Raw genomic sequence first — 21,180 nt, 5'->3', positions numbered from 1 at the left:
TCCTGCTCCGGTGGGGTTCAGGACGTGCCGCGGCCGGTGACGAAGTCGCAGGGGAACCAGTAGGGCTTAATGAGCTGGTGGTTTCTGCCCGATGGGACGCGCTTGCCGGAACCGAGTGGTCATGCTCCTTGCAGCGAATCGCCAAGGCGACCCACCTGAAGCCACCCCCATAACCGGTCCCTCCAGCGGTCCAATCACCTGCCGGGCTGCAGGTCACACACTAGGGGGCGACGGGCAGCCTGCGCTTGTGGTCGGTGAGGCGGTAGCGGCTGACGATCGTTTCGAACGTCCGCTCGTCCACCGGCTTGCCTTCCAGGAAGTCGTCGATGTCGTCGTAGGTGACCCCGAGTGCATCCTCGTCGGCCTTTCCCGGGTCGAGGGTCTCCAGATCGGCCGTCGGGGTCTTCCACACCAGCTCGGCGGGCGCGCCCAGCACGTCCGCGACGGCGCGCACCCGACGCTTGGTCAAGCCGGTCAGCGGGACCAGGTCGGCGGCGCCGTCGCCGAACTTGGTGAAGAAGCCGGAGACCGCCTCGGCGGCATGGTCGGTGCCGACGACCAGGCCGTCGGCCGCGCCAGCCACCGCGTACTGGGCGATCATGCGCTGCCGGGCCTTGATGTTGCCGTGCACGAAGTCCTGGTGGTGGGCGTCGCGGAAACTCACGCCGGCGGCCAGCGAGGCCTCGAGCGCGGCGTCGCTCGCGGGCTTGATGTCCACGGTCAGCACGTGGTCGGCCCGGATGAAGGAGAGCGCGAGCTGGGCGTCGTGCTCGTCAGCCTGGACCCCGTAGGGCAGCCGCATCGCGTAGAACCGCGCCTCGTACCCGGTGGCCCGGGCCCGCTCGACAGCGAGCTGGCACAGCCGGCCGGTGGTCGTGGAGTCGACGCCGCCGCTGATGCCGAGAACCAGGGAGCGCAGACCGGTGGAGGTCAGCCGCTCAGCCAGGAAGGCCACCCGGCGTTCTATCTCCCGCTCGGGCTCGAATGTCTCGGCGACCTGGAGTTCCCGGGCGATCTCCTCCTGCTGGGCGATGGATGCCAGCTCGCTCACGTCTGCTCCTTGTTCCGGTTCACGATGTGCTGTCGCGCCACCTTACCCAGGAGGTGCCGGCGGATCAGAGTCGGACGGCCCGGGGTGCGGGGCGCAAGCAGTGCGGCGGGCGCTGACCCGGGCGTGGCCAGCCTCGGCATCGCTGCACACGACAATCCTGCCGGTCGCCAAGCGGCTCGCCCGCTGCGGCGTACGACGGGCCGGGCGGGGACGTCTGGGGCCGGGCCGCGCCGGCGCCCCGCGTGGTGCGGCACCGACACGGCCCCGCGGGCATCACGCGTAGTTGCGCAGTTCGGACCAGATCGCACCCCAGGGACGGACGGGGTCGGTGCAGACGTAGACGTGGCCGCCCCATTCGATGTTGTGCACGCCGTAGGGGTTGGAGAGGGTGGCGGCTACCCGGACGTGCCGGAAGTACCGGCGTAGGAGGTCGGCGTACCCGGGGGCGTAGTCGGGGCCGGGAGCGATGGCCACCACGGTCGTGGCCTGCGGGTTGCCCGGGCCCCACCACCAGTCGGTGTTCTGGGAACCCGCGGCGGTGGGCAGCCCGGCGCTGCGGCCCAGTTCGTTGATGGCGCCGGCCTCGCTGTAGTCCGCCGCGAAGATCACCGCGTTCGCGCGCTGCCCGGCCGGGAGACCGGTCCATACCTGCCGCACGGTGCCGACCAGTTGGGGCCAGCCCAGGCTCTCCCCCGACATCGGGCTGGTGCCGTACGTCCAGGCCATGTCAGAAGGCGGCAGCACCGGCAGGACGATCACGGCGGACAGCGCGGCCGCGACGGCGGTACCGGTCATCAGGCCGCGCAGCCGGACCGGGCGGGCGTGCAGCCACCGGTCGAGTCCCACCGCGCCGGCCCCAGCAGGCACACGTACAACCCGCCCAGGTAGTACACCTGCGCCCCGGTCGTCACGGCGAACAGTACGAACAGCACGGCGTACGCGGTCACCAGGCACCGCCACAGCGGCCGGCCGGACCGCCACAGGAACCGCAGGCCCGCCAGCCACAGCACCGTCATCACCAGACAGGACATGCCGAGCTGCCCCACGATCCAGGTGGGGATGTTCCCAGCGCCTCCGTGCTCCCGGTTCAGCGCCCGCGTCATCGCGAACGTGGCCCAGCCGTGCCGCGCCTGCCACAACAGGTCGGGCAGCACGAGCAGCACAGCGATCACCACGCCCGCGAGCAGTCGGCGATCGGCCACGGTCCGGCGGGCCGGGTCGAGCAGCACCGCGTTCCAACAGGACGGCCCCGAAGACCGCCGCGATAAGGTGAGCAACGACTGTGCGACCCGAATGTGCGAGACAGGGGCCCGCCTGGGTGCAGGTGCTGACTGACGCGCGCTTTCGCCGGGGGCACGGAACGTGGCTAGGGTTGCCCCGTCGGAGATGGTGATCTCGCCGGGCTGCTGGGTTGGCATCGATCGATCGCACGGCCTCCCCACTGGTTCGGGGGTGGTCACGTCAGTAGGCACTCAACGCGGGCGCAGCCCGCCGCGGTCGGGCAGCGGGTGAGCTGAATGGTCCTCAGTTCACCGTTCCTGCTTTACTGGTGGGCGTGGAGATCGCACACCAGGCCGTCATCCGGCCGATCGGACGGCCGGGGGACTTCGGCTGGGTGGTCCTCGCGCACGGGGAGATGTACGCGGCGGAGTACGGCTGGAGCAGCGCCTTCGAGGTCATGGTGGCCGGGATCGTCGCCGACTTCGCCGCCGAGCACGATCCGGCGCGCGAGGCCGGCTGGATCGCCGAGTTGGACGGGCGCCGGGTGGGCAGCGTCTTCTGCGTAGACGCCAAGGACGAGGACGAGGCCACCGCCAAGCTGCGGGTGCTGCTGGTCGATCCGGCCGCCCGCGGCCACCACCTGGGGACCAGGCTGGTCGAGATCTGCGTGGAGTTCGCCCGCGCGGCCGGCTACCGGCGGATCCGGCTGTGGACGATGAACACGTTGGCGGCGGCCCGCCACGTCTACCTCACCGCCGGCTTCCACTTGGTGGCGGAGGAGCCAAGCCCATTCGACTTCGGTGACGATCTGACCGCTCAGGTCTACGAGTTGGAGCTTTGACTCCCGATCTCCCCGGCGATGCGCGGGCCGTGGACCTGCTGGGACCTGGGCACCGCCACATGCAGGGCTCTCATCGAGGCTGCGGAAAACCCCACTACTTCTCATGCCATCCGGAACTTCTCGTTGGGGGGAAGGAGGACGGCCGACAAGCTCTACGGTCACATCAAGCCAACGAAGAGCCGGACGAGGATCCTCGAGTTCTGCCGCTGTCCGTGCAGCTTCTACCCGCCGAGGATCCGGATCGCGATCGTGCTCGACAACTTCTCCCCGAACCCGACCATGAAGGAGGATGCCCGGTCGGCGACTGGGCCGCAGCGAACAACATCGAGTTCGCCTACACGCCGACCAACTCCTCCTGGCCGAACCGCATCGAGGCTCAGTGCACCGCCCTGCGCTACGTCGCACCGGACGGCGCCGACCACGCCAGCCACAAGGAGCAGGGCAGCATGATCCGCCGCTGCGTCATCTGGCGGAACGAGCATGCCGCCGACGAACGTCTGATCAACGTCGTGGCGAGCGCTGGGCGTTGCCGACATCGACCGCGCTCCGGGGAACACCGTCCGGAGCGCTTCCCCGCCCAGGAACGTGCACCGGTCCACGGTGGCGCAGCAGGTCGCGCGTCGGCCTGCTGCGCTGGGGCCGGCTAGCCGATCAGCGGCCGCCGATGACCCGAACCCGCCCCCAGGAGCGGGGAGTTGTGCGCTAATCTCGGTGCTCGAACAACCCCGGCCCGAGGGAGCGCAGCGGTGAGTAGCAGGTGGACGATCGATGCTCTGCATGGTGCGCTGCCGCACCCAGAGGCGCAGCGGAGTTTTCTGCGGGACGTGAACCGGGCGCCGGTCGACGAACTCCCGACGGTTCTCGGCCGCTGGGTCGCGGTGGTCGAGCAGCAGGAGGGCGACCGGGTCCGTCTCGAGGGACTGCGCGCGCACTACCTTGCGCACGGCGAGCTCCCTTCCGAGGTTGAGGCTGGCAGCGTGGACATCACCGGTGAGCTGCTGCGCTGGCTGGACCAGGCGCCGCTGGGTAGCCAGCCCGCCCCGGGCGCGCGGGGCGCGGCGTGACCTGGCACCTTCGACTCGGCCCTGATCAGCTCGCCGTCTACCAGGCCCTCCCGGACCATGGCCGGGCCGACCTGGCCGTGTGTCTCCTCGACTGCCTCGCCGACCCGCTGCGTGCCTCCATGCCGTACGGGGCGGACGACGGGGTGATGCGCACGATCGCCCGTGGGCACGTTCAGGCCGTGATTCTGGTCGGGGAGAAGACCAGCACGGTCACGGTCGTGCAGGTCACCTACGCGGGCTGAGCGACGGGTCGGCGGTCGGCCGACCGGCGTGGCGCCTGTACTGCTGCGGAGAAGATCCGCGTGCTCAACCACCGCGCCCAGTGGGGCAATGCCCCCGAGCTCGGGGAGCCGTTCCCGTCCCCGAGGACGGTCTACGGCCCTGTCACGATGTTGCACACCTGCTGTAACGCCTCCGCAGGCCGTCGCCCAGACTGCGCCGGGCTCGACAGGATCCCGGACCGGGACGTCCTGGCCGGGTCGCCGGGTGTGGACGCCGGTGAACTCGCTTACCGGAAGGATGCGGTGGCGTCCGAGCTGGGGATGGCAGCGGCCCGTCTCGGCGTTGTTCAGGCGCGTCTAGCCGCAGTGCGGCTCACCTACGGCCTGGGGTACGAGGACCAGCTCGACCTCGGGCCAGCCCGGGCCTGGGACGCCCCCGGTGCGCGTGCGGGTGGAGCGAGCCGTAGAAACGGCGGGGCCCGGGAGGCAACGCTGGGGTGCGACGCGCCCGCTTCGGCAGGATTCGGCGTATCGACGCAGGCCAAGGCCGCAACGCGGGGCACCCGCGTTGCACCGCGGCCGCCCCGCGTTGCAGATCCGGCCCGAGGTCGACCACGGGGGTGACTGGTTCGACGGCCGTAAGGGCGTGCGCCGGCTTCTCTGGGGGTAACCGTGTGGCGCGAGGCAAGTGGAGACCACTTTGTGCAGCTCAGCGCCGGTGTGAGCGACAGTATCGTGTGCAACACCTGTGGCGCTACCTGACGTTGTGCGGAGCACGGTCGTGGTCCGCCGATATCCAGTTGATGGTCGCCCCATGCCGTGAGTACTGTGCCTCACGTGATGAGCCCTGAGTCAGACAGAACGGAGCCGCCGGTCGCTCGGCGGCGGGTTGTCGACTGACCAACGACCGTTTGGTTCCTTGGTCGACTTCGCTGTGAGTGACCGGACACGTGCTCCGTGTGTCTGGTCTGGTTTCGGCTCTCGTCTCAGCAACAGGTGACGCAGTTCGACGTCCAGCGCGCGGATGTTCATGCCCGCACACGTCAACGCTGGAGTCGACTTCGTGCCCGTGTTCATCTACGTCCTCGGCCTTGCGGTCTTCGCGCAAGGAACCTCCGAGTTCATGTTGTCCGGTCTTGTACCGGGTATTGCCCGTGATTTGTCCGTGTCGGTGGGAGCCGCCGCAAGCCTGACGTCCGCATACGCCATCGGGATGATCATCGGTGCGCCGGTGATGGCCGCACTGAGCGCGCGATGGCCACGTCGTCGCGCACTGGCAGGATTCCTGACCGCGTTCGTCACCGTGCACGTCATCGGCGCGGTCACGACGGACTTCGCCGTGCTGTTCGGAACCCGAATCGTCGCCGCGATCGTCAATGCCGGGTTCCTGGCGGTCGCGATGAGCGTGGCGACAGCGCTCGTACTCCCAGTGAGGCAGGCCAGGGCCACCGCCGTCCTACTGTCGGGCGTCACGCTGTCGTGTGTTGTCGGCGTGCCTGTTGGCGCCTTGCTCGGGAACTGGTCCGGCTGGCGTTCGGCCTTCTGGGCAGTCGCTGCCCTGTGCCTGCCTGCACTGGCGCTCGTGTTCCGGTCGGCGCCCACTGGTGCGGCCCGGCGGCACGACGTCTCGGTCAGGCAGGAAGCGCGTGCGCTCAAGTCGCGTTCGGTGCAGATGGCGTTGACGCTCACGGCGCTGGTCAATGGGGCCACCTTCGCAACCTTCGCCTACCTGGCTGTCATTGCCACGGATGTGGCTCACTTGCCCGCCGGCGCGGTCCCCGGACTGCTCGCCGCGTTCGGAGTCGGCGCTTTCATCGGAGTGAACGCAGCCGGCCGTATGGCCGACAGTCAACTCCGGCAAGGCCTGGTCCTCGCGATGTGGGCTCTGCCTGTCGGGTGGGCGGTGCTGGCCATGACCAGCACGCAGACAGCGCCGCTGTTCATCGTCGCGGTCGTCCAGGCCGGGCTGTCGTTCGGAATCGGATCGACCCTCGTCAACCGTGTCATGCATGTCGCGTCCGATGCCCCGTCCCTGAACGGGGCGTTCGCCACCGTGGCGCTGAACGCCGGTGCGTTTCTAGGACCACTGCTCGCCGGCGCCGCGACTGGGGCGACGGGTGACTACCGAGATGCTGCATGGGTCAGCGCCGCCCTTGCCGCCACCGCAATTGCGGTTACTGCCGCCTCGCGCCTGAGCGCTGCGCGCGGAGAACGTGAAGGAAGTACGGTGACGCGCCGCAGCGCCCTGTGAGTGTCCGGGTCGCGACCAGCCCGGTCGCGACCCGGTTCTCAATGCGGTCAGCCGCGCTGGTTCAGAGCTCGAGTGAGGTCCCGGTTGGCCGCTCGGGCGGCTTCGAGATCGGACCGGGCTTCGTCGAGCGCGTTGGTCAGCTCGACGTTCTGCTGCGGCAGATGCCGTAGGCCGTGGCGACTTCTCCGATGGCCCGCCGCACGTGTTCGGAGTCCAGCATTGCCTGTGCTTTGCGCCAGACGCGGTTGCCTCGACGGTCGAACTGCAAGGCGGTGACCCGGTCGACGGCCTCGCGCCGTCGCTCCTGGCTGACCCGGTAGTAGCCCTGAGTTGTGGAGATTTCGCGATGGCCCATCAAATCCATGAGCACATCCGGGGCGATGTTGGCGTCCGCGTGCCGCTGGGCGAAGGAGTGCCGGTAGGCGTAAGGGAAGATCTTGGACTTGTCGAAGGGCAGCATCTTCGTCACCAGTTGCCCGTCGGCCTCGACGACGACCGGCATCATGATGTCGGGCAGGGCATCGACCCATGCTCGGTGAGCGTCGCCGATCGAGCCGATCGGCTTCGTCCCCTGGGGATTGGAGATCGGGCTCGGCAGCAGCTTGAGCTTGCTCGCCGGGGTGTCGGGGAACCGCTCCCGTACCCGTTCCTGCTGTTGCGTGATCACGCCGGCGGTCACCTGCCCGATCGGCAGACGGCGGCCCAGCCGGTAGTTCTTGGAGTTGTCGTAGAGCAGGACAAGGGTGCCGTCCGGATCCTTCTCCAGGCACTCGAACGGCAACGTGCTGATCTCGTCGGGCCGCCGCCGGTGTCGATCAGCAGCTCGGTCGCGACGCGGAACTCGCGGTTGCTGATCTTCTCCAGCAGATCGAGGTTGTCGCAGAGTTCCCGCATCACCTCGTCCGGCAGGTCGCGCCCCGCCTCGGTGTCCTCCGGCTCGTCGGGGATGTCTTGTATGGACAGGGCGAAGTCGGCCGGCAGGCCCTCCAGTACCTGGCCGGGACCGGTGAGACCCATGACGCGGATCCGGTTCACGATGCTGCGGACGTAGCGGATCACATTGACCCGGTGGTGAGCCCCGAAGACGCCGGTCTCGGCGAGGAACGCGATCCGGTTGCAGAAACTGACCATGTCCGTGCGGCTCAGGAGCCGGAGTTGATGTCCTTCGTCGTCTCGTTGCAGCCGCAGGCTCTCCGAGAGCTGTTCCATGCCGCGGATCATGTTCTGCATGGAGGACGCGACGTTCCGACCGCGGCGCCGAGGGAGTTCGTCGTAGGCCCAGATCTTGACCGCCTCGCGGATCGGTGCGCGGCGTGGTGTTCCGCTCTCTGGAGGCCTCGCGGCTGCTGCCAGTGACCATCGCACGCTGCGCCTTCCGACTACCCTACGTGTGGGCCCGGATGGCGATCCAGCGCGACGCGGACACCGTCAGCTACACCAGCAGCCGGCGCTGGCCGGGGCCGTGCGGGGCGCGCTGTCGGATCGCGGTGCGCATCGGCGAGCGGATCGAGGAACCGACCGCCCTCGAGCACTTCCTGACCGCCCGCTGGGGCATGCACAACGCCTTCTTCGGCCGGCCGGTGTACCTGCCAAACACCCACCCGCGCTGGCCGCTGCACAGGGCCGAACTCCTGTATTGCGAGGATCAGTTGGTGACCGCCGCCGGGCTGCCGTCGCCGGTCGGTCCGCCGGTGAGAGTGCTGTACCCCCCCCGGCGTGCCGGTCCGCTTCGGCCGCCCCGCCCGCCCGGGCAGCCTGGCCACCCCCTGGGACCGGAGGCCGCGGCCGGGCAGGAGCCAGCGGCTGGGCGCGGAGGGCGGTGAAGCAGTACTCGATGAGGCCGCCGGCGTAGCCGCCTTCGGCCCAGAGCTGCGCTTGCTCATGCCTGCCCAGCGAGCCGAACCCCAGGAGTCACGGCTCGTCGCTCACCAGGAACGTAAACGCCGGCCACTCGGACGGCGCCGCTGCCGACACCGGCCGAGTGACCCCCGGACAGTTGCTACCGGGCGACGGGCGGGCTCATTCGGACCTCGTCACCGCAGATGGTGACCTCCGCCGGCTTGCCGCTCTGATCCACCACCGGGACCCGAACTCCGGTGCTGTCACCCGGTGCGGCCACATCGGCGGCACCGGCAGTGACCGGGCAGTCGCCGCTGTCCGGCCCCTTGCCGTTCAACTCGGAGTAGCGCAGGGCGATCACCGCCTTCTTCCCCGCACCCAGCGTCACCGGCACAGGGCTGCCCTTCCCGACCCCAACGGCTTCCGGCCCCTTGCCCACGTGGAACTCAAGCTTCGGGTAACCGGCCAAGGTGCAGCTGTGGGAGCCGGAGTTGACGGCGACGAGTTCCGCGTTCGCCGGATCCTTCGCACTGGCACCCGCATCGACGAGGCGGGTGAGTGTCCACCTCAGGTTCCGCGTAAGGCACTTGGCAGCCTGCGAGCCGCCGGAGCCCGTCGACGCCGTGACCCCGGCGGCGGACGAGGCGGAGGCCGGAGCCGCGGACTGACCCGCGACCGGTACGGCCGACACCGGCGCGACCCCACTGGCCTTCGGCGGGTTGGCCGTGGAACTGGAACTACAGGCCGTCAGGCCGAACCCGGCCAGCAGCACGGATAACGAAACCGTCGACACAGAGCGCGAGCGCATGGATCCCCCCGGATCATCAGGACAGCCGACAGGCCACCGCTACCCCGGGCCTGGGCTGTGCGTTCTCAGGGGTGAAGACACCGGGAAGGCTCGCCCGGTTGCCTCTGGATGAGAGTTTCCTGAAACACACTCAAGACGGACTGACCGCGGCCCAGCCGAACGTCAACCAACCCTGTGACAGTAGTTCAGGAGAAGGCATGTGAGGCAGGTGGCCTTGCACCGTATGTGCCTCACGAGTATCTGGGGGCTGTTGAGGCACATTGGACACATAAGCCACGATTTGCCGCGCCGCGACCCCCACAGGCCACGGCGGAGGCCACCGCGCTCGCCTCCGAGCTCTACCCAGAGGGGTGAACCGCTCCGAAAGAAGAGCGGCGCGGCCCGATCGGGGTGACGGCCGTGGCGGCCCGTCAGGCGCGGCTCGGTGCTGGCTCCGGCTCCGGCTCCGGCTCGGCCAGGGGCGCTGCCGCGCGACGGGGGAGCAGCAGCGGGGTCGCCAGCAGGAGCACGCCGGCTAGGCCGATGGCCGTACGCGGGCCGAGCAGGCCGCCCAGCACGCCCCAGACTGCCGTCAGGAGCGCGGTCGAGACCTTGGTCGTCACCGCCCAGGCGGACAGTGTGCGGGCGACCCGGTCGGTCGCGGTGCGCTCGAGGCGGTAGGTGGCGTAGACGGGGTTGAAGACCCCGCAGCAGAAGATGAGCCCGAGCTCGACGCCCATCACCAGCAGCAGCCCTCCGGTGCCCGGCCGCAGGAAGGCCAGGCCCATGGGCCAGATCGCGCGCAGTGCGCCGGCCACGACCAGGACCTGGTGCTGCCCGAACCGGGTGACGAGCGGTCGGGCCAGCCGCGAACCGAGCAGGCCGCCGATCGAGGGCGCGGCGAAGGCGAGGCCGTACTGCCAGGGAGCGAACCCGAGTCGGCCGAGCATCAGTACGGCCAGCAGCGGCTCGGCGGCCATCACCAGGCCGTTGAACAAGGCGGTGTTGAAGAACAGCGGGCGCAGCGTCGCGTCGGCGAGGATGTACCGCCAGCCGTCGAGCAGGTCCCCGACCCGCGTGCGCGCGGCCTCCCGGCGCTCGGGCCGCGGCTCGTGCCCGCCCGTCGCGCGGATGCCCAGGGCCGAGAGCAGGTAGCTGACCGCGTCGGCCACCACCGTCGCCACCGGACCGAGGAGCCCGATCGCCGCGCCGCCTAGCGGCGGTCCGATGATCGTGGTCGTCCAAGCCGTGGACTCGAACCGGGCGTTGGCGACGAGCAGGTCCTCGGCCGGCAGCAGCGTCTTCAGGTACGCGCCGGAGGCGGCGCGGAAGGTGATGTCGGCCGCCGCGACGACGACCGAGACCAGCAGGAGCTGAACGAAGGTGAGCACGCCGAACGCGAACGCGGTGGGGATCGTCAGCAGCGCCGCGAACCGCACCAGGTCCATCGCGATCAGCACCGGCCGCTTGCGGCGGAACTCCACCCACGGGCCGAGCGGCACCGCCACGGCCGCGCCCACCGCAGCCCCCACGGAGGAGAGTGCGGCGACCTCGGCCGGTCCGGCGTGCAGCACCCGGATGGCGATCAGCGGGAACGCGCCGAAGGCGAGCCACGTGCCGAGCGCGCTGGTCCCGTACGCTCCCCAGAGCCACCCGAACCGCCGCCCCAGCCGATGACCGAGCAGATGTCCCAGTTGGTGCCCGCTCCTCATGCCCGACGCCCCTCGCCACTCACTCGCACAACCGATCCGCGATCGGAAGCATCAAAGCGAGGACCATACCCGGGGATCAAACAACCGCACGGCCGCCGGCCACAACCAACGGTTGTTCCCATAGGGTATCGGCATGGACCTCGACACTGTCCGGACCTTCATCGCCGCCGCCGACGCGGGGCAGTTCCAGGAGGCCGCCGCCGAGCTGGAGGTGACCCAGCAGGCCGTCTCCAAGCGCATCGCCGCGCTGGAGCGCAACCTCGGCGTCCGGCTGTTCACCCGCACCCCGCGCGGCGCCGAGCTCACCATCGACGGGCAGGCGTTCCTGCCCCACGCCCGCGAACTGCTGCGCGTCGCCGAGCGCGCGGTCGCGTCCGTGCGCACCGGCCGCCGTCCGCTGCGCGTCGACGTGATCGCCTCGCGCGTCGCGGCGTCGGGCCTGATGCGCGGCTTCCACAACGCGCACCCCGACATCGACCTCGACGTGGTGATGCTGTTCGACGTCAAGACGGCCGTCGCCGCCATCCGGTCCGGTGCGATCGACGCGTCCTTCCGCGCCGTCGCCGTGCCCGGCCAGCCCCTCCCCGAGGACATCGAGTCCGTCCGGGTGCTCGACGAGCCGCTCCAGCTCCTCACCGGCCCCGCCCACGCGCTGGCGGCCGCCCGGTCGGTGACCGTCGCGCAGCTCGCCGGGCACCGGATCTGGATGCCCGGCATCGTTCCCGGTACCGAGTGGGCCGCCTACTACGACGACCTCACCGCCGAGTTCGACCTCACCATCGAGGCGACCGGCCCCAACTTCGGCTCCGACGCGCTCCTCGACACCATCGCCGACACTCCGGCCCTGGCCACCTTCATGGGCGAGCAGACCCGCCTCGTCTGGCCCGCCGACCACGGCCTGCGCCGCATCCCGGTGACCGAACCAACGCCCGTCTACCCTCACTCGCTCCTCTGGCACCGCGACAACCCCCACCCGGCGCTTGCCACCCTCCGCGCCCACCTCGCCGCCACAGCGGCCGGCCACGACGCCGCCGGGACCTGGGCGCCTCGTTGGGTGATCCCGCGCTGAACGCCGCCGCGTCTGCGATCACCGTGGACCGATCGACGGACGGTGGCTCCGGGGCAGGGCTCGCCATCGGCACCCTCCGGCGCTCCCCCTCCGCATGCCTCGTGTGCCTTGATGCTGATCGATGCTGAAACTGCCGATTCGGCCCAGGAACCCCGGCAACGACCGCGCCGGCGGCGGCCGCCAGGTGCGGCAACGCCTCCGGGCGGGAAATGCGAGCGCCAGCGGGGTAGAGACTGACCGCCCGCTCGATGACGCCGGTCTCGCGGGCGAGTCCACCGGCGCGCACTCATCCCCCCCAGTGCGGCGCCCGTTATGAACGCCACCTGCGTGGGGACCACGGCCAGGATGTGCCCGACCCGCAGCCGGCCCTCCGTCTTGTCCTCGGGCTGCGGCGGGGAGGCCACGCCGCGCAGCTCCGGGAGCCTGGCGGCGATCCGTGTGCTCGGTCAGGAACTACCGTCGTGGCCGGGCGGTCCGGTTCTCCGGACCGCCCGTACGCCGGGGCGGTGCCGCGGCTGCGTGATCAGGCGAGACCGCGAAGCTTGTCCGGGTTGACCTGGAAGCGGAGGTTATGGATGCGGCCGTCGGTGATGTCGTACGTGAGCGCGCCGACCGGGTGACCGCCCATCGAGAACAGCACGCTCTCCTCACCGTTGATGGTGGCCGATTGCCAGGCCATTCCGTGGAGTTCGGGCTTGGCGAGAACTCCGAGCATCCAGCCCGCGACGTTGTCGGTCCCGCGCAGCGGGCGGCGGGCCGCGGTCACCTTGCCGCCGCCGTCGGACCAGGCGGTCACGTCCGGCGCGAGCAGTTCCATCACCGCCTTCAACGGGCCGCCGGCGGCCGCGGGCGTCACAGCTGGCCGGTCCGCTCGCGCCACGCCCGCTCCTTGACGATCCACTCGTTGTCCTGCGGGAACTCCTCGATGCCCGGTACGCGGCGGATCTCGCACTTCGAGCCGGCAACCGCCGGGAGCCGCTTGGCCCACTCGACGGCCTCCTCCTTCGTTGCCACGTCGATCACGTAGAAACCACCGAACAACTCCTTCGTCTCGCCGTACGGACCGTCGGTGACCACCGGCGTCTCGCCACTGAAGTCGACCACCACGCCCTGGGCCGGGTCGTCCAGGCCCTCGGCGGCCACGAGCACGCCCGCCCGGATCAACTCCTCATTGAAGCGACCCACCGTCTCGAGCATCTCCTCGAAGGGTGTGGCCATCATCTTCGCAACGGATTCGTCCGTGCCCCGCATGATCAACATGTACTTCGCCATCTTCGGTCTCCTCGGTACGAGGGCCGCCTCTCGGCCCTCTCACCCCGAGGTCGAACGAGGCAGCCGCGGATCGACAGGCGGACAGAAATTCCATCCACTCGGGCCGGGAACACCGTATCCGGGAAGTCCGCGCCGCTCATCGACCTTTTCCTCGGCCCAGGTCGAGCCACTGACATCGGCACTTCGGGGTGATTGATCGGCGCTCGGGTGGCGGCGGCACCGAGCGCGGCGCACAGCTCAAGGCACCGGGGCCCCACCGGTTCTTCTTTCGCCCGGCGGGGCCTCGGGGTCGATCCGGGTCGCTCTCGACAACTCGGCTCTCGGTCAGGTCACCTCGCGGCCGGGACGGCCCACTCGACCAGCTCGATCACGACGCCGTTGGGATCGGTCACCTGGAACAGCCGCTCACCCCAGGGCTCCTCAAGCAGTGGCATGGTGATCTCCACGCCCTCCGCCTGCAGTCGGGCCTCCTCACCGGCCAGGTCGTCGACGGTGAAGACCAGGATCAGGCCTGCGGCGTGCTGGTCGCGGAAGCCTTCCGGCAGTACCTCGAGGCCTCGGCGCAGGTATATGACGTTCAGTCCGGCGTCCTCGCGGCCGAGCGAGACGAAGCCGTCGGCCGCCATCTGCTCCTGGAAGCCGAAGTGCTCGGTGAGGAACGCGGCAGAAGCCGGGACGTCCTCGACGGTCAGCGAGACGGCAGAGCTGTTGATCTTCAAGAGTGGGTCCTCTCCGATCGGGATCCGGTTCACGGTTCTCCGTACAACGTACACTATACATGGTACAGAGAATCGCGTGACGGGATTTCCGCAGCGGCGCACGCAGTTGGACGGCAGCACGGGGGCGTGGTCGGGGTCGGCGCCCTGGGGTCGCCGCCGTCGGGCTCGGGCAGCGCGAGTGCGGTGGCGGACATCGGGTTGGCCTTCCGTCAGGACGGGCCCGGGGCCGCCCCGCGCAGCCGCCACGACCACCACGCCGTCCCCAACGCTCTCACGCCACCCGTCCGGGTACGCCGCCGACACTCTTCTGAGTACGGATACTCAGGCCCGCCGTGGACCGCGTTTCTAGGCTGGCCGCATCATGATCACCATCAAATGGGGGAGACGAGAGTGTCCGACAATCCTGAACTCAAGGGCTGCCTGTGGGCCGCCGGCCTCGTGACGGCCCTCGTGCTCGTCTGCTTCGCGCTGCCACTCGTCGGCTGGATGATGGCGGGTCCCGACTCCCCCGACCCTGTCAACCGCTACGACGTCACAGCGGTCGACTTCCGCGACGACGGCGAGAAGTTCCTCCGCCAGACGACTGCGGCCATCAGCCCCGGCCTGGTCTTCCACGACAGCGGATACCAGGTCGAACGCGACGAACTCCCCCACGGCGAGGAGAGCAAGTCCTCCCGTGTCCGTCGAACCCTGAAGTCACGCACCGTCATCCTCGTCAGGCACGAGGCCGAACTGGAACGCCGCATCACGGACGCGTGGCTGAAACTGCGGTGCCCGCTGCCCACCATCGACACATACCCGGAGAGCAGCAGCGGCAGCGCCGGCGCCGGCCGGATTCTGCACACCACCGACCCCAACGGCCTCCAGGCCGAACTCTCCCTCGAGGAGAGCCGGATGAACGACCCCGGCCCGCTCACCGTCCGGGTGACGATCACGATCCACCAGGGCAGCGTCCAGTACGTCCCCGACGACTACGGCGACCTGGCCGCCGACCACGTACCCGGTTCCCGCCCGGGCGACCCCGCCGACACGACCATCGACAACCCGTACTGGTCACACTGAGCCCCCTGCCCCGGCCGGGCGCACTCCCGCAGCGACTTCGGGGCGAGCGGGGTTAGCCGCTCGGTGCCGGCGCAGGCAGCCCGGGCCGGGGCCGTTCTCCTCACGGACAGCGGCGCAACCCGGGCGCTCCACCACCTCCCACGGGACTCACCCGCTGCTCGACCTAGATTCCTCGCGCGTCGAATTCCTGTTCCAGGATCGGCGGTGGTAACCGGCCGCCCAGACAGCCAGCGCCGGCCGAGCCGGAAGCTGACCGACCGGACCGGAGCCCGCCATCCGTGGAGCAGGCCGGTCACGATACCGACGGGCGCCCAAACCTCTGCCGGGCCGGCCTCGGGCTGTCCCCGCCCCCGCCACCCGGCCGACGCATGCCGGTGTGTGGGCGTACCGGTTGCTGGTAAGTGCAGCAGCCTGGCTGCGCGCCGCAACGTGGAACTGGAGCGGTGGACCGAACTCGCCCTCGCGAGGCCAGTCATCCCTCGGCAGTGATCTCACCGAGAAGGCGGGGGGATCGGCAGGCTGAAAACGGCTGGACATCACCGCCGCCGACGTGACGACCAACGTGATCCGCGAGTCCGGGTCGGCGAAGTTCGCCCGGGCCTTCGGCTTGGGCCACGCTGTTGCGGCGGCCGCCTCGCCGGTGTCTGCGACGGCCTGCTCGTCGCTTTCTCCGGTGCGCTGTTGGCGGCGGCGTTCCTTGTCCTCGGCGTGGGCGCGGGCTTTGTCGGCGGCCTCGTGCCATCAGCGGCTTGACAACATCATCAGGAGGTGATGCCGCCGTCGAGGACGAGGTCGGCGCCGACGGTGAAGGCGGCCTCGGGCGAGGCGAGGTGGAGGACGGCGGCGGCGATCTCCTCGACCGTGCCCGCCCGGCCGAGGGGGACGGCGGCCTTCATCCGCTCGGCCTTCTCGGCGGCGCTCTCGCCGGGGCGGGTGGACATCGTGGTCTCCACCGGGCCGGGGCTCACCGAGTTGATCCGGACGCCGTCGGCGATGTGATCGCGGGCGGCAGTGCGGGTCAGGACCGCGACGGCGGCCTTGGCGGCGGCGTAGGCGCCGAGGCCGGAGAGGCGCATGTGGGTGCCGAGGTTGGAGGCGATGTTGACGATGGCACCGCCACCATGGGTGCGCATGTGGCCGATCTGGCACTTCATGGCGAGCCAGGTGCCGGTCAGGTTGACGTCGATGACGCGGCGCCACTCGCCCTCGTCCACATCGGCGACCGGGCCGAGTGCCCCGAGGACGCCGGCGTTGTTGACGGCGACGTCCAGGGCGCCGAAGCGCTCGACGGTCTCGCGGACCAGGCGGGCGGCGTCCTGTCCGTTCGTCACGTCGCCGGTCAGCGCGACGGCCTCGCCACCGACGCGCTCGATCAGCTCGACAGTCTCGACGAGCGGGCCCTCCGTGCGGCCGGCAACGGCGACCCGGGCGCCCTCCCGAGCGAAGGCGAGCGCGACGGCCCGACCGATACCGGTGCCGCCACCGGTGACCAGGACGGACGTGTCGGCGAAACGTGCGGTCATACTGAGCACTCCCATACTAACCGTTCGGTCCAGAATCGAGACAAGAAGAGAGCAAGAGAATCCAGGCGGGGAAGAGGAACGGCCGGCACGCCACCGGGCGTCAGCCCAGCAGGACGAGCGCCTGCTCGGCGGCATCCCGCGCCCGGGCCGCGCCGTCGCCGGTCTTTCCGACCACGCGCAGCCCCTGCAACAGCACCACCAGCAGCCGGGCCAGCGCCCGGGGGTCCCGCCCGGTCGGCAGCTCGCCCTGCGCTTCGGCCCGGACCAGGGCGACGGTCAGCACCGTCTCCAGGTGGCCGAGGCTGGCGTCCACCAGGCGGGCGGCCCGCGGGTCGTGCGGGGCGAGCTCGACCGCCGTATTGGTGACGAAGCAGCCGTACCGGCGCCGCCCCTCCTCGGCAGCCTCGGCGGCGAAGCGGCGGACCACCGTACGCAGGGCCGGCAGCACCGGCCCGGGCTGGGAGAGTTCGGCGAGCAGCGCCGGGTTCCGCTGCTCGCCGTAGCGTTCCAGCGCACGCAGGTAGAGCTCGTGCTTGCTACCGAAGGTGGCGTAGATGCTGGCGCGGGCGATCCCGAGCTCCGCCACCAGGTCGGCCATCGAGGTGGCCTCGTAGCCGCGCCGCCAGAACAGCTCCAGAGCCTTCTGGAGCACCGCATCGGGATCGAATTCCTTGGTCCGTGCCATGCAGAGGACCTTACGCCTTTTCAGACCAATCAGTCAAGAAAGACGCGGAGCGGAGCCACTCTGCCCGGGCCCGGGACCGCCTGTGGTCACCCCTGACGGCACGGACGCACTCAGAGCGCCGGTGGACCATCCGACCGCGCGGCAGCGCTGGCCATGCCCGACCGCGAACGGCCACGCCCCGGACCGCTCGCGGCACTCACCGCAGCGCTCGACCTGCCCGGGCACTCAGCAGCCTCAGCGTCCGCCGACCGGGTCCTGGCGGGCCCGGCGCGGTCGCCTGCCTAGCGGTGCGGCGCCAGCGCCACACCGCTCATCCAGCGTCCAGACGTCCGGGCTCACGCCGCCGTCGAGCACGACGCCGAGGCGGATCTCCTGACCGTCGAAGTCGGTGTCACCCTCCTGGCCGTCCGCCGGGCTCGGGGAATCGTCCGCCGTGTTCACCACGGTGTCTCCCACGGCCGCGCTCCTCGGTCGCCGCCAGGCGCTCCGAACCGGTGCCGGCGCTCGCCACTCCCCCGCACCCTTCGGCTCACGCCGCGCCTTGCGCATCTGACGCACCCCAAACAGTGTTGTCCACGAAGGACCTGGCCGGCGCGCGGGCGATCCGCACCCGGCGCAGCCACGCATCCGCGCACCTGTGCACCTGTGCACCTGTGCACCCAAGACGAGGAGGCCGGTATGGCCGAGCAGCGCAGTCCCCGGAGCGGCCGCCGGCCGGCCGCGTCCGCCTCCCGACCCGAGGCCGCCTTCCTGCGGGCGTACCGGCAGGCGTACCAACGGCTGGCGGTGACCGTGGACCACCGGATCGGCTGGGACCGGCTGCCCACCCCGCTCGGTCTGGCAGTGCTGAAGGGCCTGCGGGATCTGCTGCGCCGCGAGAACCTCTTCGACACCACCGGCTATCCGGCGGTCGACCTGCCGCCGATCGAGCCACGCCGGGCCCGCGACACCATCGAGCGCTCGGCCGACGGCACTCACAACGACCTGGGCAGCCCGCGGATGGGCATGGCCGACTCGCGCTTCGGCCGCAACGTCCCGCCCGAGCGGACCTTCCCCGAGCCCGAGCCGCAGCTGCTGACGCCGAGCCCCCGCGAGGTGAGCCGCGCGCTGCTCACCCGGCGCGAGTTCGTGCCCGCGGAGTCGGTCAACTCACTGGTCGCGGCCTGGCTGCAGTTCATGATCCGGGACTGGTTCACCCACGGGCCGGGCACCATGGCGGATCCATGGCGGATCGAGCTGGTCGATGGCGATCCCTGGCCCACCCGCCCGATGCTGGTGCCGAGGACCATCCCCGACCCGACCAGGCAGCCGGGTGACGGTCTTCCACCCAGCTACCTCAACCAGAGCACCCACTGGTGGGACGCCTCCCAGCTCTACGGCGACAGCCTGGAGGCGCAGCGGCAGCTGCGCACCGGCGACGGCGGCAGGCTGCGGGAGCCCGAGAACGGCGCGATGTTCTTCGACGACCCCGAGCAGGATCCGGCGAACACCGCAGGGTTCTGGCTGGGCCTGGCGATGATGCACCGGCTGTTCGTCCTGGAGCACAACGCCGTCTGTGGCCGACTGCAGGACGAGTTCCCGAAGTGGACGGACGAACAACTCTTCCAGCGGGCCCGGTTGGTCATCGCCGCCCTGCTCGCGAAGATCCACACGGTCGAGTGGACCCCGGCGGTGGTCAGCCATCCGACGACGGTCGCCGCGCTGCGGGCCAACTGGTACGGAGTCCTCGGTGAGCGCGTGCACCGGCTCTTCGGCCGCATCAGCGGCAGCGAGGTGCTCAGCGGCATCGTCGGAGGGCGGACCGACCACTTCGGCGTCCCGTACGCGCTCACCGAGGAGTTCACCGCGGTCTACCGGATGCATCCGCTGATCCGCGACGACTGGTCCTTCCGTTCCGCCGGCGACGACACCGTGCTGCAGGAGGCGACGTTCCGGGAGCTGGCCGGGCCGCGCGCCTACGAGTTGCTGGCGAAGCACTCGCTGACCGATCTCTTCTACTCGTTCGGCACGGCCCATCCCGGGCTGGTGACGCTGCACAACTACCCAAGGTTCATGCAGGAGTTCGAGCGGCCGGACGGGATCCTGGTCGACCTGGGCGCCGTCGACATCCTGCGGATCCGCGAACTGGGCGTGCCCAGGTACAACGAGTTCCGGCGCCTGCTCCACCTCACCCCCGCGAAGGACTTCGAGTCGCTGGCCCAGGATCCCGACCTGGCGAGGGAGTTGAGCCTCGTCTACCAGGGCGACATCGAACGGGTGGACCTGATGATCGGCATGTTCGCCGAGCGCCGACCGAAGGGCTTCGCCTTCAGCGACACCGCCTTCCGCATCTTCATCCTGATGGCCTCGCGCCGGCTGAACAGCGACCGGTTCCTCACCAGGGACTTCACCCCCCAGGTGTACACGCAGGCCGGACTCGATTGGATCGAGGACAACACCATGAGCTCGGTACTGCTGCGCCACTTCCCGGACCTGCGCCCGGCGATGGCCTCGGTGGCCAACGCCTTCGCCCCCTGGCAGACCACCGGGACGGGAGCCTGATCCATCACTCCGGCTCCATCGACCGGGAGTCGGGCCCGCCGGGGGAACGCCAGATCGTCAGCACCGAGACCGCCAGCACGACGGCCTGCAGGACGGCCCGGCCTTGCCGGCCCTGCTTGCCGGCCGGGCCGGCAAGCACCAGGGCACCGGCCAGGTGAGGTGTTCGAGCCCGAGGCCGGTGAGTCAGGTTCCCGTGCCGTCGGCGGTCAGCCGCATGGGAAGTCCCCACAGCGGGAACAACCGCTCGGTGTCCATGTGATTGGTCATGGTGCTGATCCGGCCGTCGGTGATCTCCAACAGCGTGATGCCCCACGGAGTCCACCCATTGCCGTCCTCGGCCGGCCGGTACTGTGCGAACGCGGGCGTGCCGTTCGCCTCCACGGGAATCATCCGCGATCCCCGGCATCCGCAGCCGGCGCCGAGCCACCACTCGCCCAGCTCCACCACTCCCTGCACCCACATCTGGTACGGCGGCATGTTGAGAACCGCGTCCTCGTGCAGCAGCCTCTGCAGCCCCTCGATGTCGAACGCCTCGAACGCCCGGATGTACCTCGCCAGCAGAGCCTGCTGCGTCTCATCCAGCGGCTTGAAGATGTCGCTCTCCGGCACGCCGCCGTTGTCGGCGAGCGTGGCCCGCGCTCGCTGCAGGGCACTGTTCACCGAAGCGACGGAGGTCTCCAGCAGCTCGGCGGTCTCGGCCGCCGACCAGGCCAGCACCTCACGCAGGATCAGCACCGCGCGTTGGCGGGCGGGGAGCCTCTGCAGCGCCGTGACAAAGGCCAGCCGGATCGTCTCCCGGCCCACCGCGACCTCGGCGGGGTCGCCGGAGAGCACCCGCTCGTCCGGGATCGGCCCCACCCAGATCCGCTCCTCCAACTGCGCGAGGTTCGGCGCGGTGGCCGAGCCCGGCGGGGACAGGTCCATCGGCCGGGCACGACGCTGAGCGGCCGGGGCCATGTCCAGGCAGACGTTGGTCGCGATCCGGTACAGCCAGGTGCGCAGCCCCGAGCGGCCCTCGAAACCGTCGAACTTCGACCAGGCCCGGACCATCGTCTCCTGCACGGCGTCCTCAGCCTCGAACGCCGAACAAAGCATCCGGTAGCAGTAGGCCGTCAGCTCCCGGCGGAAGGGTTCGAGCTGCTCGACGACATCGTCACGATCTTGGGTCACAGACACTCCATCACCCTAGCGGCCGAAGCCGACCAAGATCAGCACTTCAACAGCTCGGCAACGCCGCTGCGTTATGGCATGAGTGCGCAGGTCAAGGGGCTTGAACAAGGCAACGGGACACCTGTAGATCAACGATCGGCGAAGAAAGTCGA

At 70.2% G+C, this 21,180-nt stretch carries 23 protein-coding genes and 1 pseudogene; 9 read left to right on the top strand and 15 right to left on the bottom strand.

Translation table 11 applies throughout. The features are described from left to right. Nucleotides 1–220: 220 nt before the first annotated feature. The 3 genes from nadE to ACZ5ON_RS17990 all read right to left on the bottom strand — a co-directional run bounded on the left by nadE (nt 221) and on the right by ACZ5ON_RS17990 (nt 2,280). Nucleotides 221–1,051, bottom strand: coding sequence for an ammonia-dependent NAD(+) synthetase (gene nadE, locus ACZ5ON_RS18000; RefSeq protein ID WP_465592959.1), 831 nt, complete (start codon nt 1,049–1,051; stop codon nt 221–223). A 273-nt stretch (nt 1,052–1,324) separates the two neighbouring features. Further along, nucleotides 1,325–1,897, bottom strand: a complete 573-nt coding sequence (locus tag ACZ5ON_RS17995; RefSeq protein ID WP_465592956.1) for a hypothetical protein — start codon at nt 1,895–1,897, stop codon at nt 1,325–1,327. Further along, nucleotides 1,846–2,280, bottom strand: coding sequence for a hypothetical protein (locus tag ACZ5ON_RS17990; protein ID WP_465592953.1), 435 nt, complete (start codon nt 2,278–2,280; stop codon nt 1,846–1,848). Before ACZ5ON_RS17990 ends, ACZ5ON_RS17995 begins: the two co-directional genes overlap by 52 nt. A 326-nt stretch (nt 2,281–2,606) precedes the next feature. Between ACZ5ON_RS17990 and ACZ5ON_RS17985 the strand changes: the two genes are divergently transcribed. The 5 genes from ACZ5ON_RS17985 (at nt 2,607) to ACZ5ON_RS17965 (ending at nt 6,649) form a co-directional block, all read left to right on the top strand. Continuing rightward, a complete protein-coding gene (locus ACZ5ON_RS17985; RefSeq protein WP_465592950.1) occupies nt 2,607–3,113 on the top strand; it encodes a GNAT family N-acetyltransferase in 507 nt (168 codons plus the stop codon). A gap of 29 nt (nt 3,114–3,142) precedes the next feature. Next, entirely contained in the window at nt 3,143–3,760 is a 618-nt protein-coding gene (locus ACZ5ON_RS17980; RefSeq protein WP_465592947.1) for a hypothetical protein, read from the top strand. A 99-nt stretch (nt 3,761–3,859) separates the two neighbouring features. After that, nucleotides 3,860–4,177, top strand: a complete 318-nt coding sequence (locus ACZ5ON_RS17975) for a hypothetical protein (RefSeq protein WP_465592944.1) — start codon at nt 3,860–3,862, stop codon at nt 4,175–4,177. Next, nucleotides 4,174–4,419, top strand: a complete 246-nt coding sequence (locus ACZ5ON_RS17970; protein WP_465592942.1) for a hypothetical protein — start codon at nt 4,174–4,176, stop codon at nt 4,417–4,419. Before ACZ5ON_RS17975 ends, ACZ5ON_RS17970 begins: the two co-directional genes overlap by 4 nt. Before the next feature lie 1,042 nt (nt 4,420–5,461). After that, complete coding sequence (locus ACZ5ON_RS17965) at nt 5,462–6,649, top strand: Cmx/CmrA family chloramphenicol efflux MFS transporter (RefSeq protein ID WP_465592939.1); 1,188 nt, start codon at nt 5,462–5,464, stop codon at nt 6,647–6,649. Nucleotides 6,650–6,785: 136 nt separating this feature from the next. Here ACZ5ON_RS17965 and ACZ5ON_RS17960 read toward each other — a convergent pair whose 3' ends face one another. Together ACZ5ON_RS17960 and ACZ5ON_RS17955 are read right to left on the bottom strand one after the other, a co-directional pair. Then, complete coding sequence (locus tag ACZ5ON_RS17960) at nt 6,786–7,430, bottom strand: tyrosine-type recombinase/integrase (protein WP_465592936.1); 645 nt, start codon at nt 7,428–7,430, stop codon at nt 6,786–6,788. Then, the gene (locus ACZ5ON_RS17955) at nt 7,325–7,858 is read right to left on the bottom strand and encodes a hypothetical protein (RefSeq protein ID WP_465592934.1); all 534 of its coding nucleotides are present in this window, start codon (nt 7,856–7,858) and stop codon (nt 7,325–7,327) included. Before ACZ5ON_RS17955 ends, ACZ5ON_RS17960 begins: the two co-directional genes overlap by 106 nt. A gap of 98 nt (nt 7,859–7,956) precedes the next feature. On the opposite strand from ACZ5ON_RS17955, the pseudogene ACZ5ON_RS17950 reads away from it, so the two are divergent. Further along, nucleotides 7,957–8,416, top strand: a pseudogene (locus tag ACZ5ON_RS17950) (YqjF family protein); the annotation flags it as partial. A 232-nt stretch (nt 8,417–8,648) separates the two neighbouring features. Here ACZ5ON_RS17950 and ACZ5ON_RS17945 read toward each other — a convergent pair. After that, nucleotides 8,649–9,296, bottom strand: a complete 648-nt coding sequence (locus ACZ5ON_RS17945) for a DUF4232 domain-containing protein (RefSeq protein ID WP_465592931.1) — start codon at nt 9,294–9,296, stop codon at nt 8,649–8,651. Between the two features lie 410 nt (nt 9,297–9,706). Next, nucleotides 9,707–10,987 carry an MFS transporter gene (locus ACZ5ON_RS17940; RefSeq protein WP_465592928.1) on the bottom strand — a complete coding sequence of 427 codons (1,281 nt, stop codon included), beginning with the start codon at nt 10,985–10,987 and terminating at the stop codon, nt 9,707–9,709. Nucleotides 10,988–11,120: 133 nt separating this feature from the next. On the opposite strand from ACZ5ON_RS17940, the gene ACZ5ON_RS17935 reads away from it, so the two are divergent. Continuing rightward, nucleotides 11,121–12,056, top strand: coding sequence for a LysR family transcriptional regulator (locus ACZ5ON_RS17935; protein WP_465592925.1), 936 nt, complete (start codon nt 11,121–11,123; stop codon nt 12,054–12,056). Between the two features lie 523 nt (nt 12,057–12,579). On the opposite strand, the gene ACZ5ON_RS17930 is transcribed toward ACZ5ON_RS17935, so the two are convergent. The 3 genes from ACZ5ON_RS17930 to ACZ5ON_RS17920 all read right to left on the bottom strand — a co-directional run bounded on the left by ACZ5ON_RS17930 (nt 12,580) and on the right by ACZ5ON_RS17920 (nt 14,047). Further along, nucleotides 12,580–12,936 carry a sigma-70 family RNA polymerase sigma factor family protein gene (locus tag ACZ5ON_RS17930; protein WP_465592923.1) on the bottom strand — a complete coding sequence of 119 codons (357 nt, stop codon included), beginning with the start codon at nt 12,934–12,936 and terminating at the stop codon, nt 12,580–12,582. Then, nucleotides 12,909–13,328 carry a YciI family protein gene (locus ACZ5ON_RS17925; protein WP_465592921.1) on the bottom strand — a complete coding sequence of 140 codons (420 nt, stop codon included), beginning with the start codon at nt 13,326–13,328 and terminating at the stop codon, nt 12,909–12,911. Before ACZ5ON_RS17925 ends, ACZ5ON_RS17930 begins: the two co-directional genes overlap by 28 nt. Nucleotides 13,329–13,657: 329 nt before the next feature. Beyond that, nucleotides 13,658–14,047, bottom strand: a complete 390-nt coding sequence (locus ACZ5ON_RS17920; RefSeq protein ID WP_465592919.1) for a VOC family protein — start codon at nt 14,045–14,047, stop codon at nt 13,658–13,660. A 390-nt stretch (nt 14,048–14,437) separates the two neighbouring features. On the opposite strand from ACZ5ON_RS17920, the gene ACZ5ON_RS17915 reads away from it, so the two are divergent. Next, the gene (locus ACZ5ON_RS17915; RefSeq protein ID WP_465592916.1) at nt 14,438–15,109 is read left to right on the top strand and encodes a hypothetical protein; all 672 of its coding nucleotides are present in this window, start codon (nt 14,438–14,440) and stop codon (nt 15,107–15,109) included. A 761-nt stretch (nt 15,110–15,870) separates the two neighbouring features. Here ACZ5ON_RS17915 and ACZ5ON_RS17910 read toward each other — a convergent pair. The 3 genes from ACZ5ON_RS17910 to ACZ5ON_RS17900 form a co-directional block, all read right to left on the bottom strand. After that, the gene (locus ACZ5ON_RS17910) at nt 15,871–16,632 is read right to left on the bottom strand and encodes an SDR family NAD(P)-dependent oxidoreductase (RefSeq protein WP_465592913.1); all 762 of its coding nucleotides are present in this window, start codon (nt 16,630–16,632) and stop codon (nt 15,871–15,873) included. A gap of 100 nt (nt 16,633–16,732) precedes the next feature. Next, a complete protein-coding gene (locus tag ACZ5ON_RS17905; RefSeq protein ID WP_465592911.1) occupies nt 16,733–17,317 on the bottom strand; it encodes a TetR/AcrR family transcriptional regulator in 585 nt (194 codons plus the stop codon). Nucleotides 17,318–17,551: 234 nt separating this feature from the next. Next, complete coding sequence (locus tag ACZ5ON_RS17900; RefSeq protein ID WP_465592908.1) at nt 17,552–17,773, bottom strand: hypothetical protein; 222 nt, start codon at nt 17,771–17,773, stop codon at nt 17,552–17,554. 222 nt (nt 17,774–17,995) lie between these two features. Here ACZ5ON_RS17900 and ACZ5ON_RS17895 point away from each other — a divergent pair, with 222 nt between their 5' ends. Next, nucleotides 17,996–19,858: a peroxidase family protein gene (locus ACZ5ON_RS17895; RefSeq protein WP_465592905.1), complete on the top strand. Its 1,863-nt coding sequence runs from the start codon at nt 17,996–17,998 to the stop codon at nt 19,856–19,858. Between the two features lie 4 nt (nt 19,859–19,862). Here ACZ5ON_RS17895 and ACZ5ON_RS17890 read toward each other — a convergent pair whose 3' ends face one another. Both ACZ5ON_RS17890 and ACZ5ON_RS17885 read right to left on the bottom strand, forming a co-directional pair. Further along, on the bottom strand, nt 19,863–19,997 hold the full coding sequence (locus ACZ5ON_RS17890) for a hypothetical protein (protein WP_465592902.1): 135 nt from the start codon (nt 19,995–19,997) through the stop codon (nt 19,863–19,865). A 44-nt stretch (nt 19,998–20,041) separates the two neighbouring features. Continuing rightward, the gene (locus tag ACZ5ON_RS17885) at nt 20,042–21,034 is read right to left on the bottom strand and encodes a sigma-70 family RNA polymerase sigma factor (protein ID WP_465592899.1); all 993 of its coding nucleotides are present in this window, start codon (nt 21,032–21,034) and stop codon (nt 20,042–20,044) included. Nucleotides 21,035–21,180: the final 146 nt, after the last annotated feature.

It is taken from the genome of Kitasatospora sp. NPDC032150 (assembly GCF_055579945.1).
This window is presented reverse-complemented; position numbering and strand designations above follow the sequence as displayed.